A 17672-nucleotide genomic window follows, 5' to 3' on the forward strand; every position below is an offset into this window, starting at 1 on the left:
GTCTTAAGGCTATTTCGCGATTTCTTTCAGTGAGGCGACCTCGTAGGTGATCAGCTGGCTTTCGAGAATCGGGGATTCTTTGACCTCCCCATGGGTGCCTGGTTCCGGACGCTTATGGGCTTCTTTAAAGCTATCACTGTTTCTCCACGCTGTGAAATCGTCCATGGATTCCCAATGCATGTTCACATTTAGCTCATCATGATCTGCGTGTTGCGCCAGAAGCACTTCAACTTTCACAAGCCCCTTCGTTTGATCCAGCGAACCGGAGGCCGTAAAGCCAGGAGCCATAACCGCTCCCATTCCCGTTCTTACCTTAATTCGGTTGGTGACGACGATCATTTTCACCCCTCCTTATGCCCAATTTAGTGTGCCAGATGCACCTGTGTAGCTTGCTTCAGTTTGCCATCCTCCATGCGATACACCTTATCGCAATATTCGAGCATGCGCTCATCGTGAGTGACCATTACAGCTGCAATCCCGCGTGTTTTCACTTGATTCGCGATCAGGTTGACCACTTCATGCGCACGCCGAGTATCCAGACTGGCAGTAGGCTCATCGGCCAATATCACGTTAGGTTGATTCATCAGAGCACGTGCAATCGCGGTACGTTGCTTCTCGCCGCCAGATAGTTCCTCTGGGAAGCTCTTCAGCTTCGCACCCAGCCCTAATTCCTCCAGCAGCTTCGTCGCGAGGGCTTTATCCTCTGCGCGGATCTTCCCTGACATCTTCTTCACAACCAGCAGCTGGTCAAGTACGGTGAGATAAGGCACCAGGTTCGAAGACTGCATAATAAACCCGATTTCCTTTAATCGGATACTGGATAACTCTTTATCCGAGAGCTTAGAAATAGGTTGTCCATTTAAGTGAACTTCACCTTCAGAAGGTTGAAGCAACGCTCCAGCAATGGATAAGAAGGTACTTTTACCCGATCCCGAAGGGCCGACGACAGCGACGAATTCCCCCGGCTTCACGGTGATGGATACCTTGTCCAGCGCGCAGACCCGAGTGCTGCCCTCGCCATAATATTTCGATACATTCGTAAGTTGCAAACCTGTTGTTGTCATTACTCTACCCTCCCGAGTGCTTGAAGCGGATCGATTTTGGTGATTTTACGAACCGAAACTAAGGAACTTAGCACGGCAATGACCAGAAGGACAATCGAGTAGACGACGACAAGATTAGTGTCAAGATTAAACGGCATGCCCTTTGGCATGATCGCCGCTGTCCCGTAGGCTAGAAGGATGCCGATAACAATACTAACCAGGGAAAGGATAAAGACTTGAGACACGATCGCTTTGCTTAAAAATCCATTTTTGGCACCGATCGCCTTCATAATGCCAAATTGATTGGTCTTCTGCATCGTCATGACGAAGAAGAACACGCCCAACACAAATGCTGAGATTACGAATAAGAAGGCCAGCATCATTAAGATGGTGCCACTCTCTTCCTTGTAGCCCGGCATGCCTTGTACCGCTTTGGCACGTGTCACAGTGTCGATATTTGCAAGTTTGCTGTTGATTGTATCCGGATCAATATCCGGTCCTTGCAGCATAATCGCGTTAACCGGCCCCTCAATGCCTTTGTCGGAGCCTGGGGCAGCAAAGGCAATTTCCCGCCATTTCGGCATGGGGATAAACACGGCTGGAAGGTGGTTATAGGTTTGATTCTCAACAAAACCGATAATCGTTAATGACACGGTGGATCCGTCCAATTTAAACGTATCGCCAAGCTGGAACCCCTCGTCTTTCATGTTGTCATTTACGATCACACCCGTTAGGTTATCCTCGGACAGCTTATCGCCTTCAATCACTTCCGGTTCAAGGAAGCTGCCAGGCAGAATTCCCAAGATTGCGATATCCACTTTATCATCACTCTTGGAGCTGTCCCCTTTCAGAGCGGTGGCCATCGTGCTCCCCATAGGAGCTGCTGCATTTACATTTGGCAGCTTCTCAGCTTCTTCCACCAATTGATCGGATAACAGGGACTTGCTCATGGAAGACTGGGACCCTTGCTCGAAAATAACATAATCGGCCTGCATATTCTTGAAAGCTGACGCCGCCAGCGAAGATAGGCCATTGCCCAAACCGGACAGGATGAATACGAGCCAAGCCATCATCACAAAAATAATGACAATCATGGCAAATTTCATTTTGCTGTGCATGATCTCTCTCATGGCTAGAAACATGATGTTCAACTCCTCATTGATTTTTGACACGTGTGTCGAATTTGGTACGAGCTTAACAACTTCTCTTTGATTAAACACTATTTTGACACGTGTGTCAAAATAAACTTATGGAAAAAACCCCTCTTACTTCTTGGCTCCTCCCATCCATACGTCAAATAACATCTGGCTCCATTGGGGAACTGGAACGTTCATCATATTTGGCGTATTAATCAGGTTGAAAAAAACGCCGATATGGACAGGAAGCGGGATATCGTCTCTTAATTTGCCTTCTTGCTGGGCGCTCTGGAACAGACGGGTCAGCTGAACTTTGAGCAATTCGTGGGCCTGCTCCACATATTCGATATCCTGACGCGCTACATCGGAATTCGATGTCTTGATTTTATAGGCATCGTTTAAGAGCTGATGCAGCTGGTATTCTTCGAGATAGATGCCCAGCAACTCCTGAAGAGCCTGCATTGGGTCAGTCTCGTCCAGGGCGGAGGCTTTATCAACGATGGATGCAATCACGCGTTTCATGCATGCAGCAACGATTTCATCTTTATTCGCAAAGTACTGATAGATTGTGCTTCGAGCGCCTGGCAAGTGCTCTGAGAGCATTTTAAGATTAAACCCATCATAACCATGTTCTAACACCAAACGTTTCGTAATGTTTAATAATTCGGAATGGGAGTAAGATTGTTTTCTGCCCAAGGGAAGGACTCCTTTCTTCTGCCGCCAGGCTTCAATTCTCTATCTTAGTTTAGCACAAGGTCCGCTTTTGCAGTGAACATTCAGCCAGCGTTAAGTTTTCCCTGGGGTACATAAAGACAGCACTGGGATATGCGCTGGCTTTAGCCGGCTCATATCCCAATTCATGCGTAGATGCTTACTGAACTTATCCAAGTCGTCCCTTTACCCGCTTTAATGCTGCGACGATCAAGAAACTGATAATGACCAGCAGCAACCAAGAGCTGATCTTGCCAAGATGGACGAGATGCCAGCCGTCGGCTTGGTTCGGGTACCTCCAGGCGCTAAAGAAGGTGGCCACATTCTCTGCAATCCAGATAAAGAACCCGATCAGCACAAACGAAAGGGTTAACGGCATTCGGTAAGGCTTACCGCCAACCTCATAGGTAACCCAAGTCCGCCAGAAAACGATCAACACCAGTGCTGAAAGCCACCACCGAACATCAATCCAATAATGATGGGTGAAGAAGTTCAGGTAAATGGAGGCAGCAAGCGGAACCACCAGCCAGAGCGGAGGGAAGCGAACGAGATCTACCTTTAGGCGCCGCCAGGCCTGGCACAGATAACTAGCCACGCTCGCATACATAAATCCGCTGTAGAGGGGAACCCCGTTAACCTTCGTCCAGCCCTCCTCCGGATACGACCAAGACCCCATATGCACCTTAAACAGTTCCAGCGCCAAGCCGATCAGGTGGAAGACAGTAATCACCTTTAATTCATCGCGGGTTTCCAGTCCAGACCGAACCATCCAGACCTGCATGGCGAGGCAGATGATTAGAAGCCAATCATAGCGGGGCAGCCAAGGAAGAGGAATCCACTGCGTCAATGCCAGTGAAGCGAAGATCACAACGGGAAAAACGCAGGACAACGCTTGCTGCCAGCCAAAGCGAACCAACTGCTGCAGAGCATATCCCAAATGTACGCCAATTAGAGGCACCCTCTTATTTTGAATCGAATTTGAGTTACTCTTCATCATCTCGATACTCCAGTATATCTCCAGGTTGGCAATCCAGCGCCTTGCATATCGCCTCCAACGTGGAGAAGCGTATGGCCTTGGCCTTCCCGTTCTTCAGAATCGACAGATTCGCCATCGTAATGCCCACTTTCTCCGAAAGCTCTGTGACGCTCATTTTCCGTTTTGCCAGCATGACATCCAAATTAATAATTACGGCCATGGATTTCTCACCTCAGATCGTTAGATCGTTTTCCGATTTGATGTCGATGGCATTTCTTAAGAGCCTTTGAAGCACGGCAGCAAAGACGGCGATGACGAGGGAAGCGAAGCAGATGACCAGCCCGATTGCGGCGAGTCCCGGAGCATCATCCTTCTCCGCAATAATGAATAGAATCGGCAAAATGACCGCGTACAAGATACAGATTGCGATCGCGCAGTTTCGAATGCTCTTTAGAGCTTTCACCGAGGCTTCGGAGAAAGCGGTATTTTTATCGATATAGCCCAAAAGCTTCAGCGTCTGGTAAAGCGCATAGTAGAACGGAATAGCCGAAGCATACATAGGAATAAGCAGGGTCAGATAAATGTATGGCGGATAATACTCCACCATTTCTTTGGCTGCCAGAGGGACCGCGAATACGCAGACCGCAAGGATCGCGATGCCCATCAGGAAGACGACGCCTCTTAAGAAGAGGGTAGAGCCTTGTTCACGTTTCATATCACAACAGCACCTCGCGTAGGATTAGTGTGAGGTTAATTTATCATGTTTTTTATCGATAATCAATAAATATTTATTAATAAAAGAGGTGTATGTATCGAAAAAGAATAAATTTGGAGGAGTGAAGCGATAAGTTCTTTTTGGATAGCTTAAAAAAATCAATTATTAATATTAAAGAAATAAATATTTCAATCCCTCACTATTGTTGTTACACTTAAAATAGATCACTAATTACGGAAAAGGTGTGGGCCAGCTCGTCTCAAAGTTTGCAACGAGGATAAATCGACAGCGCTTACATCCTTTCAGCAAAATAAGGTCATAAGGGACGGTAAACATGAATCACGGACAAACAAGTACAGATGTTATTTTGATTGGTGCCGGAATTATGAGTGCGACGTTGGGGACCCTGCTGAAGGAATTGGCGCCGGACTGGAACATCAAGGTGTTTGAACAACTTGCGCGGGCAGGGGAGGAAAGCTCGAACGAGTGGAATAATGCGGGAACCGGTCATGCGGCCCTGTGCGAATTGAATTATACCACCGAGCGACCTGACGGAACCATTGATATTAGCAAAGCCATTAAGGTAAATGAGCAGTTCCAGGTATCGAGACAGTTCTGGGCTTATCTGGTTCAGCGTCAACTGATCCACAATCCGCAGGATTTCATCATGCCGCTTCCCCATATGAGCTATGTGCGCGGGGAGCAGAACGTTAAATTTCTGAGCAAACGTTATGAAGCGATGTCTGCCCATCCGCTGTTCCAAGGGATGGAGTTCACCCAGGATCCAGGGAAACTTAGGGAATGGGTTCCTCTGATGATGAAGGATCGGAAGCTGGAAGAGCCCATTGCGGCGACGAAGATCGATTCGGGTACGGACGTGAATTTTGGCGCCTTAACCCGCATGCTGTTGAACCACTTGAAGGAGAAGGGCGTGGATATCCGTTACAAGCATAGCGTGAAGAAGCTGAAGCGGACGACGGACGGGTTGTGGGAATTGATGGTTAAAGACTTGAACAGCGGTGCTACCGAGCGTCATACCGCCAAGTTCGTCTTCATTGGTGCCGGCGGCGGGAGCTTGCATTTGCTGCAAAAATCCGGCATTCCGGAAGGCAAGCGGATTGGGGGCTTCCCGGTCAGCGGTCTGTTTATGGTGTGCAACAATCCGGAAGTGGTGGAACAGCATCATGCCAAAGTGTACGGCAAGGCTTCGGTGGGAGCTCCACCGATGTCCGTTCCCCATTTGGACACCCGGTTCATCGACAATAAGAAATCGCTGTTGTTTGGACCGTTTGCCGGTTTTTCGCCGAAGTTCCTCAAGACAGGCTCCATGTTTGATCTGATTACCTCTGTGAAGCCGCATAATCTTCTGACGATGCTGGCAGCCGGGGTCAAGGAGATGGCATTAACGAGATATTTGATTGGGCAGCTCATGTTGTCGAAGGAACAACGGATGGAGGAGCTGCGGGACTTTGTCCCCGGAGCCAAGAGCGAGGATTGGGACCTAATCGTCGCGGGTCAGCGGGTACAGGTCATCAAGGATACGGTTGAGGGTGGAAAAGGGACACTGCAATTTGGCACCGAGGTGGTCAGCGCTGCGGATGGCTCGATTGCCGCATTGCTTGGTGCGTCCCCGGGAGCTTCGACTGCGGTGCATGTCATGCTGGAGGTTATTGAGAAATGCTTCCCGCAGTACCTCGAAGCTTGGAAGCCGAAGATCAAGGAGATGATTCCTTCGTACGGCTTGTCACTGTCGGAGAATCCAGAACTCTTCCGTACGCTTCAGCAATCAACCGCGCAGGCCCTTGGGTTATCGGGAACGAAGCAAGAAGAAGCTTCAGTGTCCTAATTTCAAATAAGTGAAATGTTGAAGAGCTAATCCGTGGTTAATCTGCGGTTAGCTCTTTATTTTTGTGCTTACTTTTGAGGATTATCCCGTTGCATCAGGTCATAGAAAGAACAAGGTACGCGGATCAAAAGGGATAATGGTGGCAAAGAGGCATGAAAAGAGGTACCCAAATGAAAGGTCGAAGGTAACCTTTATTACAACAAGTTCGCAGCCAGCCAGGGCTTGATCACAGGCAGTACGGTCTCTGGCTGCATCGCTTTCGTATGATCCATCACGTTCCCCGGTATAATCACCACATCCCAGCCGAACTGCCGCAAGGTGGGTTCATTTTTTCGTAAAGCCCCAGCGATGTCCACAGTCACCCTTCCAAAGTTCTCGCCATAAACGATACGGTCGGCTTCGCCCGCGAAAGCCAGCTTGGGCAACGAGAGATCTCCATGCACAGAGGTGTCATCGAAATCGGACAAGCTTTGGTATAGAGTCAGAAATTGCTTCGTTTGTGCTGGATCTAATGTGACTTGAACCTGATCCCAATCGTATTCTTCTGGGCTGACGGCGTCCTGATGTGAATTCTGAGCAGACGAGGACGGGGACGATTGCAGCGCTTGTTCGTGAGTTTTGGCGGTGACCGTCAACATCTCCTGATAAGGTCCTTCATAAGGCGGGAATCCCCCCATTATCAAACTTTCCAGCTGATTGGTCCGGAGTGCCAGCTGTAAGCCGGCTAAGGCTAACCAGGAATAGCCGTAGTAGCTGAACGTATCCACTCCCATCTCATCAGCGATGTGTAAGAAATCATTGGCGATATACTCCGCTGTCAAATGATCAGGCTGGGGATGCTGAAACCGGTGGCCTTCATAATCAAAATGCAGCATCTGGAACAGATCGGACAAGCCCTCCACAAAGTGTTGGCCTAAATCAGGATCGACGCCCCACATTTTCAAACTTTCTGCTTCTTGGTCCGTGACGGATTTTTTGGCGATGGGCAACATGATGATCGGACGGGAAGGTTTCCCGGCCAGACCAACCTCCAATGTTGAACCGTCAGATAAAGTAACAAGCTTGATTTGACTCATTCATATCACTCCCTTACATGTGATACCTTCAGGATATAACATTCATGCAATCTTTCGGTTTTGCTCGATGGAATCCCCAATGTTATAGTCATCTAAAGATGAATAAGTTAACGTAGTACTTGAAGGTTTTACTTTAAGCAAGGGGGTCGTTTTATGACAGATACATATACACCTGCACAAATTGCCGAGCGGTTGAATATTAGCACAACGACCTTGAGAAGATATGAAGAACAAGGATTGATTCCGGAGGTATGTAGAACGGCAGGCAACCATAGAGTCTATGCGAAGGTGCATTACCAGGCATTTGTCGCCATCCGGACCTTGTTAGAGGGTTATGACATTCCCACCGTCTATGAAGTAATGCGGAAAATCAAAGCTGGTCGCGTCACGGAAGCCCTATGGTTGATTAATCATCAACTGGCCCAAGTTGAGGATGAGAAGCAGCGGGTGGAGGAGTTGTTAACGATGGTTCGCCATGCGGACTTCAGGGTATATAAAAACCGGAAGCTGACGAATGCGATGACGATCGGGAAGGTAGCGGAGCTGGCGGGGGTGAATCCGTCTGCTATTCGGCATTGGGAGAAGGAGGGGCTGGTCACCTCGACCCGGCACCCGGTCAGTGGGTATCGAATCTATTCGGTGACTGAACTACGCAAGATTCTGGTGATCAGTAGTTTACGCAAAACAGTATATTATATCGAGAATCTGCGGAAGCTATTGCAGGATGTGGAAATGTTCCGGTTGCCTAAACTCGATCGTTCCTTTCAGGTGGCACTTGAGAAGCTAAATGAAAAGCTCAGGATCCAATATCAAGGAATCGCTGAGCTCATGGCGTATATCCGTATTCTATCTCTGACTTGACCTTTTATTTCTTCGCTGCAGCATTCACTTGTTGCAGCAGCAGGTTGATGCTTTCATTCAACTGGTTAATCTCTTTAAGATCCATGTCCGTGGCGTCAATCAGCGATTGCGGAACGCAGGATGCTTTCTCTTGCAGCGCCTTCCCCTTCGGTGTGATCAACACATTCACCACGCGCTCGTCAATGGAATCGCGTTGTCGCTCAATGAGTCCGGCAGCTTCCATCCGTTTGAGCAGAGGCGTTAAGGTGCCGGTGTCCAGATCAAGGGCCTCTCCGAGCTCTTTAATGGTACTCTTCTCCCTCTCCCATAAGGTGACCAAGACCAGATACTGCGGGTAGGTCAGCTCCAGCTCATCCAGATAGGGGCGATACATCCGCAGGATGGCCCGGGAGCAGGCGTATAGCGAAAAACAAAGATGTTCCCCTAATTTTAAGTTTTGCTCATTCGTTTCCAAGATGATGCACCTCGATTGGCTTTATTTATAGGGTGTAACTTCATCATAGCAGATGATTCAAAAAGAATATACATTTTTCACAATTTAATTGTTGACAATATAACATAACAAGAGTATGATGTGAACATAAACATTGTGCACAATATAATATTAAAAAATATATTTGGAGGGATTTCAAATGGCAAAAGTAACAGTAGGGCAAGAGAATGGACATCCGGTAGAGCTTCATTATGAAGATGTAGGTTCCGGGAAACCGGTGATTTTAATTCATGGATGGCCGCTGAGCGGCAGATCTTGGGAGAAACAAGTACCTGCGTTGGTGAATGCCGGCTACCGGGTCATTACGTATGATCGCCGCGGGTTTGGTCAGTCGTCGCAGCCTTGGAACGGATACGATTATGATACGTTCGCTGCCGATCTGCATCAGCTGATTACACATCTGGGCTTACGTGATGTGACTTTGGTTGGTTTCTCGATGGGCGGCGGGGAAGTGGCCCGATATATTGGTACTTATGGGACAGATCGAGTGAAAAGAGCAGTTCTCGCGGGTGCGGTTCCGCCGTATCTGTACAAATCTGCAGATCACCCAGAAGGAGGACTCGACGATGCAACCATCAAAGCGTTCGAGGATGGTGTGAAGGCAGACCGGCTGGCTTTCCTGGATACGTTCACGACGAACTTCTTCGCAGCCGGCGACCGTACCGATCTGGTCAGCGAACCATTCCGTTTGTATAACCGCGATATTGCGGCATTTGCTTCTCCGAAAGGGACGCTGGATTGTATCGGGGCGTTCTCCCGCAAGGACTTCCGCGGCGATCTGGCCAAGTTTAACATCCCAACGCTGATCCTGCACGGGGATTCGGATGCGATCGTACCGCTCGAAGTCAGCGGTCAAAGAGCGCATGAAATGATTCCTGGTAGCGAGCTTGTAGTGATCAAAGGCGGCCCGCATGGATTTAATGTAACGCATGCCGATGAGTTTAACGCGGCATTGGTGAAATTTTTGCGAGACCATGATTAATGAGCCGATAAGGCCATCCCAATAAATAGAAAAAGTCGGTCAGGAGGATATCCTGATCGACTTTTTTATGCAAAATTGATTTATAGAACCGACTGCAACAGGAAGTTCACCAGAAACAGGAACGAGATGACGAACATGGAGATCGACAACTGTTCCCGCTTCTTCGAGAACATCTTAAGCAGCGGATAAGCGATAAAGCCAAAAGCAATACCGTCAACAATACTATACGTTAAAGGGATCATCAGAATCACAAGAAACGCAGGGAACGCTTCGGAAAAATCGCTGAAATCGATCTTCGTGATATTCGTCAGCATCAATCCGCCGATGATGATCAAGATCGGAGCGATGGCAGCGTCCGGGATCATTTTGATCAAGGGCATAAAGAACAGAGCGCCCAGGAACAACAACCCGGTCGTCACGGAGGTTAACCCGGTTCTTCCGCCTGCGGTAATACCGGCAGCTGTCTCGACCGTCGAAACCGTTGGGCTCGTGCCCAAGATACCGCAAGCCACTGCGGAGATCGATACGGCCTTGAGCGATTTCCCATTCTTCTCCGGAGCATTCAGCATGCCATCCACTTGCGAGTGAACCAGCCCGATATTTTCGAAGACCAGTACCAGCACCAGTGAGAAGCACGCCGTCAGGAACGGAATGCTGGCCATATGGCGGAGGTCCGCGCTCATCCAGACGTCACGATAGCTTTGAAACGACAGCGATGCGGATGCGAACGATCCCAGGTCAACGATGCCGAACAACCAAGCCACCAACGTTCCTAAAATAATGCTGATCAGAAAATTCCCCGGAACCTTCTTCAAGAACAGGAACAGCGTCAGGATCAGGTTGATGATCGAAGCGAGAACCAGCGGTGCGGACAAGTCCCCGAGCGCCACAAAGTGACTGGGGTTACCGGTGACAATGCCGCTCTTCTGCAAGCCGATGAAGGCAATGAACAGCCCGATTCCCACGGAAATCGATTCCTTCAGGGAAGCCGGAATGGCTTTGGAGATCAGGGAGGACAAACCGGTAAAAGCCACCACGACGAACAGGATGCCCGCAAGCACTGTTGCGCCCAAAGCTTCTTGGTAGCTGAGTCCCATCGAACCTACTATGGTATAGGTAAATAAAGCGTTGATCCCCATGCCGGGGACGAGAATTAACGGTGCGTTCGCTACGAACGCGACTAACAAACAGCCGACAAGCGAAGACAGCACGGTGGCCAATATCCCGGCCTCCAGCGGAATTCCTGCATCCTTCAGGATGTTGGCGTTGACGGCGATGATGTACACGATCGAGAAGAACGAGGTCAATCCAGCGATGAGCTCTCTTCTCACGTTCGTTTGGTGTTGCTTAAGCTTAAAAACTCCTTTCATGATAAAAATCACACTTTCAAAATATCCCTCTCCCACCCGCATCAAACGTGGAATATGCATTCCAACCGTTTATGCCAGAGGATATTATACCACGGTTTGTAGTGGAATGCCCTTTACAAGTTGTTCCTTGGCATAGAATGAGAACAAGTAGTGCAAAACTACACGGAACTTTTTTATATCAAGAGTTAGTTTGTGCTCCCTATTGGAAGATTCGGCAACGGATGTTCAGACGCGGCAAGTTTCTTCAAGCCTGCCGCATACAATGGACCGTGCACCAGAATCGTTGTCAGGATGCGCGCCATTTCCTCGGGCGACTCTTGCCCGCCGTTCTCCAGCCATTGTTGAATTACACCGATGTGCGCCCATCCTACATATGTAGCAAAATACTTGGGCGGAACGAGGCATTCATCTTCATTGATCAGGACGTCCGCACTTTTCCATCAGGTCGTATTTGTCCTGATAGTGAGCGTAGAACGTGCCGCTGCTTTTATCATCGACATCAAACCCCCTTACGCCAGCTACCAGGTGCCGGTTGATTTGGCATCGCTGATTCCGGGGTTGACGGACTTGCTTGCCGCGAACCATCTAAAACCTGAGGATATCAGCTTCAAGGTCACCTTGACCGACAAATCTGACGACAAGGACATTCTGGCGGCGTTCGCAAGCGGTGTGCCAGAAGGCAAAGTCCTAGGCGAGATCGTAGATTTGCGCACGGATATCATCAACACCAAGACGAGAGAAGTTGTCGTTACGGTAGATTCGTTCAGCAAGGCGCTTACCCGGATGATTCCGATGCCGAAGAATGGCACCGGCATGTCGGAGCAATGGGGGGTGTTCCGCTATAACGAAACGACGGAGAAGTTTGATTTTGTCCCCGCTCGAGCGGTAAAAGCTGACGATGTGTGGAATGCGTCGATTCATTCTTATTTCAACGGCGTATTTATTGCAGCGCAAAATCCAGTAAGCTTTACCGATGTGAAAAATCATTGGGGTAAACCGTATATCCAACTTGCTGCAGCTAAAGGGCTTGTTGAAGGAGTGGGCGGAGGACTGTACGACCCTAACAGATCCGTAACAAGGGCGGAGTTTACCGCCATGTTGGTCCGGGCGCTTGGACGCGACATTTCTACTGATAATCCAGCTCCCTATGACGATCTCAAGCAAGGTGCATGGTATTTCAACGAAGTCGTTAAAGCCAAGGAGCTTGGACTGCTGGACTTTGTGAGCGGGACTCAATTCAAACCAGATCAGCCGCTTACGCGTGAGGAGATGGCGAGCATGTTAGCTGCAGTGATTTCCCTTGAGCAGCTGCCGATAACCAAGGAACATATGACTCTGAACGAATACAAGGATCTGGCAAGTGTGAACGCGGCCTTCTTGGAGGACGTTCGTCTGATGGTTAAGCTGGACATCATGACCGGCACAAGCGAGGATACTTTTAGTCCGAAGGGTGAAACGACACGTGCCCAGGCTGCCACTGTGTTCGTGAGAATGCTACAAATTCTTGGCATGATCGATTGATGGACTCTAGATAGACTGATCCCCATAGACTAGACGCTTTGAGCAACGTGTTTAGGCTATGGGGGTCTTTTTTGTGCCATTCTACTCCTGCGAAAAGGTCTATGTTATTATACCAGCATGAGATAAGCTGCATTGCACCTAGACGCTTCTTCATGAACCCTAAGCAAAGGAGTGAGGTCAATGGATTATCTGCATCACCCGTTTGCATCCAAGCGTTATACCGTTTTTGCAAAAAAAGGAATGGTGGCGACGTCCCAGCCGCTGGCAGCACAGGCCGGGCTTGAGATTCTGCAGCAAGGGGGGAACGCCATTGACGCGGCGATTGCGGCTGCGGCGGCGTTGACGGTCGTCGAGCCGACCTCCAACGGAATCGGCGGGGATGCGTTTGCCCTTGTCTGGACGAAGGGGAAGCTCCACGGTCTGAACGCGTCCGGGCCGGCACCGGCTTTACTGACGGCGGAGGCCGTGAAGCAGCGGGGGCACAAGCAAATGCCGAAGCTGGGGCTGGTGCCGATTACGGTCCCCGGAGTCCCAGCGGCTTGGGCAGAGCTGGCCGAAAGGTTCGGCAGACGTCCGCTGACGGAGAGCTTGAAGCCCGCGATTCGATATGCCGAGGAGGGGTATCCTCTGACACCGATCCTGGGCAAATACTGGGCTCGGGATTACCAGGCGTACCGCAAACAGGAGGGACCGGAGTTCGAAGCCTGGTTCCACACCTTTGCTCCGCAAGGCCGGGCTCCCGAGATCGGGGAAGTGTGGAGCTCGAAGGGTCATGCGGAGAGCTTGCGCCGGATTGCAGCCAGCGGAGCGCGGGATTTTTACGAAGGGGAGCTGGCCCAGCGAATCGAGGACTTGATGTTGAAGCATGGCGGCTTTTTAAGGAAAGCCGACTTGGCTGCCTACCGGCCGGAGTGGGTTGAGCCGATTTCGACGAACTACCGAGGCTATGACGTTTGGGAGATTCCGCCAAACGGGCAGGGGATGGTTGCGCTGATGGCCTTAAACATCTATGAGCAGTTGGAGCAGCCTGAGTGGCTCAACGCGGAGACCGTGCATCGTCAGATTGAGGCGCTGAAGCTCGCGTTTACGGATGGCCAAGCCTCGATCACGGAGCCAGCGGATATGCCGGTCTCTGCCGAATATCTGTTGTCCCGGGAATACGCCTCGTTACGGGCTCAACAGATCTGCGACAACGCACTGGATCCGAAGCCGATCGATCTGCCGAAGGGCGGGACCGTCTATTTAGCTGCAGCCGATGAAGAAGGCAATATGGTGTCCTATATTCAAAGCAACTATATGGGCTTTGGCTCAGGTGTCGTAGTCCCGGGAACGGGAATCAGCCTGCAAAACAGCGGGGCCGACTTCTCGCTGGATGAACGGCATCCGAACTTCGTGAAGCCGGGGAAACGAACGTATCACACGATCATCCCCGGGTTTCTGACCAAGGATGGAGAGGCGGTGGGCCCGTTTGGCATCATGGGCGGATATATGCAGCCACAAGGCCATATGCAGGTGATCATGAATACGGTGGATTACCGGTTGAATCCTCAAGCGGCCCTGGATGTGCCGCGTTGGCAGTGGGTTGGCGGGAAGAAGGTGCAGGTGGAACCGGAGTTTCCAGGCGAGCTCATTGAGGCGCTCCGGCAAAAAGGGCATGATATCGAAGTGATGCCGGACGGAGGAGCCTTCGGACGCGGCCAAATCATTTGGCGGGATCTGCAAACCGGCGTGTTGGCCGGCGGGACGGAATCCCGAACGGACGGCATGATCGCGGCTTGGTAACGTCTAAGGGAAGTGAAGACAGATGAAATATGGGAACATTGTGCACGGGCGGTTTCAGCGGCGGATGAACCGGTTTATCGCTGAGGTAGAAGTGGATGGCGTTATAGAACAGGTGCATGTGAAAAATACCGGTCGGCTGAAGGAGCTTCTGCGGATGGATACCGAGGTGCTGCTGGAGGTGTCAGACCGGCCTGAGCGGAAGACGAAATATTCCTTGATTGCAGCGGCCAAGGATGGAGCCTGGGTGAACGTTGATTCGCAAGCGCCAAATCCGGTGGCGTTCGAGGCGCTGAAGGCGGGGTGGATCGCGGAGATCGGAACGGTCAGCCGCGTGAAGCGTGAAGTCACCTATGGGGATTCTCGGTTTGATCTCTACTATGAAAAAGGCGAGGAACGAGGGTTCATCGAGGTCAAAGGCGTGACCCTCCAGCAGAATGGGATCGCCATGTTCCCGGATGCTCCAACGACGCGGGGAACCAAACATGTCTTGGAGTTGGCTAAGGCGGTTCAAGAAGGATACACGGGGACGGTGCTGTTCGTCATCCAAATGCAGGGATGCCGCGAATTTACCCCTTACCGGGACATGGATCCGGCTTTTGCGAACGCTTTGGAGGAAGCCTCCCGGCAAGGGGTGCGGCTTCTGGCATATGAATCCATAGTGACAGAACAAGAGATTGTATTGGGAGCCGGCCTCCCGGTTCATCTATGAGCGGGGTTCGCAGCAGGGCGGCGGAATTGCATTCTGGCTGACTTTATGATGAAATTTACGAAGATGGAGTAAGACAAGAGAGGGGAGTTCCATGAAATTAAGAGTATCCGCTGTCCAATATCATTTGCATACGATTGGCAGCTTTGACGAGTTCGCCCGGCAGGCCGAACACTATATCAAAACTGCGGAGGAATTCAGCGCGGATTTCGTGCTGTTCCCTGAGTTTTTCACTACGCAGCTGATGTCGATTGGAACACCGGAGGGGAGAGCATTGACCATCCAGGAGCTGCCGGATTTCACAGAGCAATACCGTACGCTGTTTAGCGGATTGGCTCGACAGACCGGCATGCATATCATCGGCGGGACGCATGTGCTGCGCAAAGGCGACCGGTTGTACAACGTCGCTCATCTGTTCTATCCCGATGGGCGAATCGCGGAGCAAGCCAAGCTGCACATTACGCCTACCGAGGTGACGGAATGGAACATGACGCCGGGCGATGGCCTGGAAGTGTTCGAAACCGACAAGGGTAAAATCGCCATGTTGACTTGCTATGACATCGAGTTTCCGGAGATCGTCCGGATGGCGAAGGCGAAGGGGGCGGACGTAATCTTCTGTCCATCCTGTACGGACGATCGCCACGGCTTCCACCGGGTACGCTACTGCTGCCATGCGCGAGCAGTTGAGAACCAGGTATACATCGTCACTACAGGGACGGTCGGCTCGCTGCCGACGGTGGACTTCATGCGGGGCAACTTCGGGCAGGCGGCGGTGATCACGCCAAACGACGTACCGTTCCCACCGCGCGGCATTTTGGTGGAAGGTGAGATCAACGACGATATGATCGTAACCGCCGATCTCGATTTGGAGCTGCTTTATCAGGTTCGGGAGAAAGGCTCGGTGACCACTTGGCGAGATCGTCGGACCGATCTGTACACCGATTGGAACTAAACCAAGCCACACAGGTTGTCCATGGAGGAGAGACATGATGTATCGGAAAGAATGGTACGTGTTTAATGATCAAGGCCGGCCGGTGCCGGCGGTCATTCGGAACTACGAAGAGAAGGATTTTCCGGGGTTGATCCGCATTCAGCAGGAGAGCTTCCCGCCTCCTTTTCCTTCGGAATTATGGTGGAACGAGGAGCAGCTCCGCAACCATGTGCGGTTGTTTCCTGAAGGCGCGTTATGCGTGGAAGTCAACGGGGAGCTGGTAGGCTCGATGACCGGGCTCAAGGTCGATTTTGACCCCGGCAAGCCGGAGCACGCCTGGGCGGATATCACCGATGAAGGGTACATCCGCAACCACCGGCCTGATGGAAATACTCTGTACGTTGTAGATATCAGCGTTCGTCCGGCTTATCGGAAATGGGGCCTAGGCAAGTGGTTAATGCTGTCCATGTACGAGTTGGTGGTGCAGCAAGGCCTTGAGCGATTGCTGGGCGGCGGCAGAATGCCGGGCTATCACAAGTATGCAGAGGAAATGACGGCGGAGCAGTATCTCAATGCCGTTGTGAGCGGTGAGCTGAAGGATCCGGTGATCACCTTCCTGCTGCGTTGCGGCCGTACGCCGGTCACGGTCGTGCGTGATTATCTGGAAGATGAGGAGTCACGGAATTACGCCGCATTGATGGAATGGAGAAACCCGTTTCTCCAGCGCAATTTTAAATAGGAGGCAATGTACCTTTATGGAATACATCCGAATTACGAATATTCAGGATCCTTTATTCAAATCGATGCATCAGCTGATGCAAAACGTGTTCCCGCCAGAAGAAGTGCTGGAATTCGATTTGTGGAAAGAGCCGCTGGAAGACCCCGGCATTCGCGTCTTTGTGGCGGTGCACGAAGGTCAGGTCGTTGGGGCGACGGAGTATCGCTATTATGAGGACTTCAACGTGGCGATGACCGACTTCACGATTATCGGCCAAGCTGGGCTGGGTATCGGGCGGTTCCTGGCAGATCACCGGTTGCGCGATTTACACGCATTAGCCGAAGCGAACGGCAAGAAGCTGCGCGGCATGTTCGCGGAAATTTACGATCCTTACCAGGTGGAGCATCACGAATTCGGCGGCGTGAAGCCGATGGATCCTTATGTACGCCGCGAAGTCTTGTCCCATCTCGGATATATGCGCCTGGACTTCCCGTACGTACATCCGTCCTGGAACAATGACGGAGAAGCGGTCAGCGGGCTCAACCTCTGCTTCCTGCCGATGGACGGCAACGAGGACAGCCTGGAAACGGCGTTGATCGTGCAATTCCTGGAGCGGTATTACACGGTGCTGCCGAACAAGCCGCAAGCGTGGTACGACATGGTGGAAGGCCTGAAAGCGAAGGATCGCATGAAGCTGCTGCCGATTTAGTTCAGGAAGGGAATTCATCTTCTGATCCACACTTTCATTGTTATCCCGTTGCTTCAGCAACAGAGGCGGTACCCGTCATTGGACAGGTACCGCCTT

19 protein-coding genes and 1 pseudogene are annotated in these 17672 nt (G+C 51.0%); 9 read left to right on the forward strand and 11 right to left on the reverse strand.

Annotated features, from left to right (window positions below):
* Nucleotides 1-9 precede the first annotated feature (9 nt).
* The 7 genes from PBA01S_RS06695 to PBA01S_RS06725 form a co-directional block, all read right to left on the reverse strand.
* On the reverse strand, nucleotides 10-339 hold the full coding sequence (locus PBA01S_RS06695; RefSeq protein WP_016314484.1) for a heme oxygenase: 330 nt from the start codon (nucleotides 337-339) through the stop codon (nucleotides 10-12).
* Between the two features lie 23 nt (nucleotides 340-362).
* Entirely contained in the window at nucleotides 363-1064 is a 702-nt protein-coding gene (locus PBA01S_RS06700; protein WP_016314483.1) for an ABC transporter ATP-binding protein, read from the reverse strand.
* Nucleotides 1064-2185 (reverse strand): ABC transporter permease, encoded by a 1122-nt coding sequence (locus PBA01S_RS06705; protein WP_127575601.1) that lies wholly within the window; start codon nucleotides 2183-2185, stop codon nucleotides 1064-1066. The genes PBA01S_RS06700 and PBA01S_RS06705 overlap by 1 nt, the downstream gene beginning before the upstream one ends.
* A 123-nt stretch (nucleotides 2186-2308) precedes the next feature.
* Nucleotides 2309-2875 carry a TetR/AcrR family transcriptional regulator gene (locus PBA01S_RS06710; RefSeq protein ID WP_016314481.1) on the reverse strand — a complete coding sequence of 189 codons (567 nt, stop codon included), beginning with the start codon at nucleotides 2873-2875 and terminating at the stop codon, nucleotides 2309-2311.
* Nucleotides 2876-3059: 184 nt separating this feature from the next.
* Entirely contained in the window at nucleotides 3060-3884 is an 825-nt protein-coding gene (locus PBA01S_RS06715) for a DUF817 domain-containing protein (RefSeq protein WP_232228308.1), read from the reverse strand.
* Entirely contained in the window at nucleotides 3874-4086 is a 213-nt protein-coding gene (locus PBA01S_RS06720) for a helix-turn-helix domain-containing protein (protein ID WP_009223422.1), read from the reverse strand. Before PBA01S_RS06720 ends, PBA01S_RS06715 begins: the two co-directional genes overlap by 11 nt.
* A gap of 12 nt (nucleotides 4087-4098) precedes the next feature.
* Entirely contained in the window at nucleotides 4099-4581 is a 483-nt protein-coding gene (locus PBA01S_RS06725; RefSeq protein WP_028538432.1) for a DUF2975 domain-containing protein, read from the reverse strand.
* Nucleotides 4582-4915: 334 nt separating this feature from the next.
* Between PBA01S_RS06725 and PBA01S_RS06730 the strand changes: the two genes are divergently transcribed.
* A complete protein-coding gene (locus tag PBA01S_RS06730) occupies nucleotides 4916-6427 on the forward strand; it encodes a malate:quinone oxidoreductase (protein ID WP_085278892.1) in 1512 nt (503 codons plus the stop codon).
* 194 nt (nucleotides 6428-6621) lie between these two features.
* On the opposite strand, the gene PBA01S_RS06735 is transcribed toward PBA01S_RS06730, so the two are convergent.
* The gene (locus tag PBA01S_RS06735; RefSeq protein ID WP_127575602.1) at nucleotides 6622-7503 is read right to left on the reverse strand and encodes an alpha/beta hydrolase; all 882 of its coding nucleotides are present in this window, start codon (nucleotides 7501-7503) and stop codon (nucleotides 6622-6624) included.
* Nucleotides 7504-7656: 153 nt separating this feature from the next.
* Between PBA01S_RS06735 and PBA01S_RS06740 the strand changes: the two genes are divergently transcribed.
* Nucleotides 7657-8364 (forward strand): MerR family DNA-binding transcriptional regulator, encoded by a 708-nt coding sequence (locus tag PBA01S_RS06740; RefSeq protein ID WP_127575603.1) that lies wholly within the window; start codon nucleotides 7657-7659, stop codon nucleotides 8362-8364.
* Between the two features lie 4 nt (nucleotides 8365-8368).
* Here the strand turns inward: PBA01S_RS06740 and PBA01S_RS06745 are convergent, their stop codons facing one another.
* The gene (locus PBA01S_RS06745; RefSeq protein ID WP_127575604.1) at nucleotides 8369-8818 is read right to left on the reverse strand and encodes a MarR family winged helix-turn-helix transcriptional regulator; all 450 of its coding nucleotides are present in this window, start codon (nucleotides 8816-8818) and stop codon (nucleotides 8369-8371) included.
* Nucleotides 8819-8996: 178 nt separating this feature from the next.
* Here PBA01S_RS06745 and PBA01S_RS06750 point away from each other — a divergent pair, with 178 nt between their 5' ends.
* Entirely contained in the window at nucleotides 8997-9839 is an 843-nt protein-coding gene (locus PBA01S_RS06750) for an alpha/beta fold hydrolase (RefSeq protein WP_127575605.1), read from the forward strand.
* Between the two features lie 80 nt (nucleotides 9840-9919).
* Here the strand turns inward: PBA01S_RS06750 and PBA01S_RS06755 are convergent, their stop codons facing one another.
* On the reverse strand, nucleotides 9920-11209 hold the full coding sequence (locus PBA01S_RS06755; RefSeq protein ID WP_127575606.1) for an NCS2 family permease: 1290 nt from the start codon (nucleotides 11207-11209) through the stop codon (nucleotides 9920-9922).
* 185 nt (nucleotides 11210-11394) lie between these two features.
* A pseudogene (locus tag PBA01S_RS22700) lies at nucleotides 11395-11631 on the reverse strand (TetR-like C-terminal domain-containing protein); the annotation flags it as partial.
* A gap of 391 nt (nucleotides 11632-12022) precedes the next feature.
* Here PBA01S_RS22700 and PBA01S_RS23080 point away from each other — a divergent pair.
* From PBA01S_RS23080 to PBA01S_RS06785, 6 genes are all read left to right on the forward strand, one after another.
* Entirely contained in the window at nucleotides 12023-12730 is a 708-nt protein-coding gene (locus tag PBA01S_RS23080; protein WP_255315302.1) for an S-layer homology domain-containing protein, read from the forward strand.
* A 180-nt stretch (nucleotides 12731-12910) separates the two neighbouring features.
* Nucleotides 12911-14512 carry a gamma-glutamyltransferase family protein gene (locus PBA01S_RS06765; RefSeq protein ID WP_127575608.1) on the forward strand — a complete coding sequence of 534 codons (1602 nt, stop codon included), beginning with the start codon at nucleotides 12911-12913 and terminating at the stop codon, nucleotides 14510-14512.
* Between the two features lie 22 nt (nucleotides 14513-14534).
* Entirely contained in the window at nucleotides 14535-15221 is a 687-nt protein-coding gene (gene sfsA / locus PBA01S_RS06770; RefSeq protein WP_127575609.1) for a DNA/RNA nuclease SfsA, read from the forward strand.
* A gap of 91 nt (nucleotides 15222-15312) precedes the next feature.
* On the forward strand, nucleotides 15313-16170 hold the full coding sequence (locus PBA01S_RS06775) for a carbon-nitrogen hydrolase family protein (RefSeq protein WP_028538441.1): 858 nt from the start codon (nucleotides 15313-15315) through the stop codon (nucleotides 16168-16170).
* A 37-nt stretch (nucleotides 16171-16207) separates the two neighbouring features.
* Nucleotides 16208-16888 carry a GNAT family N-acetyltransferase gene (locus tag PBA01S_RS06780; protein WP_028538442.1) on the forward strand — a complete coding sequence of 227 codons (681 nt, stop codon included), beginning with the start codon at nucleotides 16208-16210 and terminating at the stop codon, nucleotides 16886-16888.
* Nucleotides 16889-16904: 16 nt separating this feature from the next.
* Nucleotides 16905-17576, forward strand: a complete 672-nt coding sequence (locus PBA01S_RS06785) for a GNAT family N-acetyltransferase (protein WP_127575610.1) — start codon at nucleotides 16905-16907, stop codon at nucleotides 17574-17576.
* Nucleotides 17577-17672 lie beyond the last annotated feature (96 nt).

Source organism: Paenibacillus barengoltzii NBRC 101215, assembly GCF_004000745.1.
Taxonomy (GTDB): domain Bacteria; phylum Bacillota; class Bacilli; order Paenibacillales; family Paenibacillaceae; genus Fontibacillus; species Fontibacillus barengoltzii.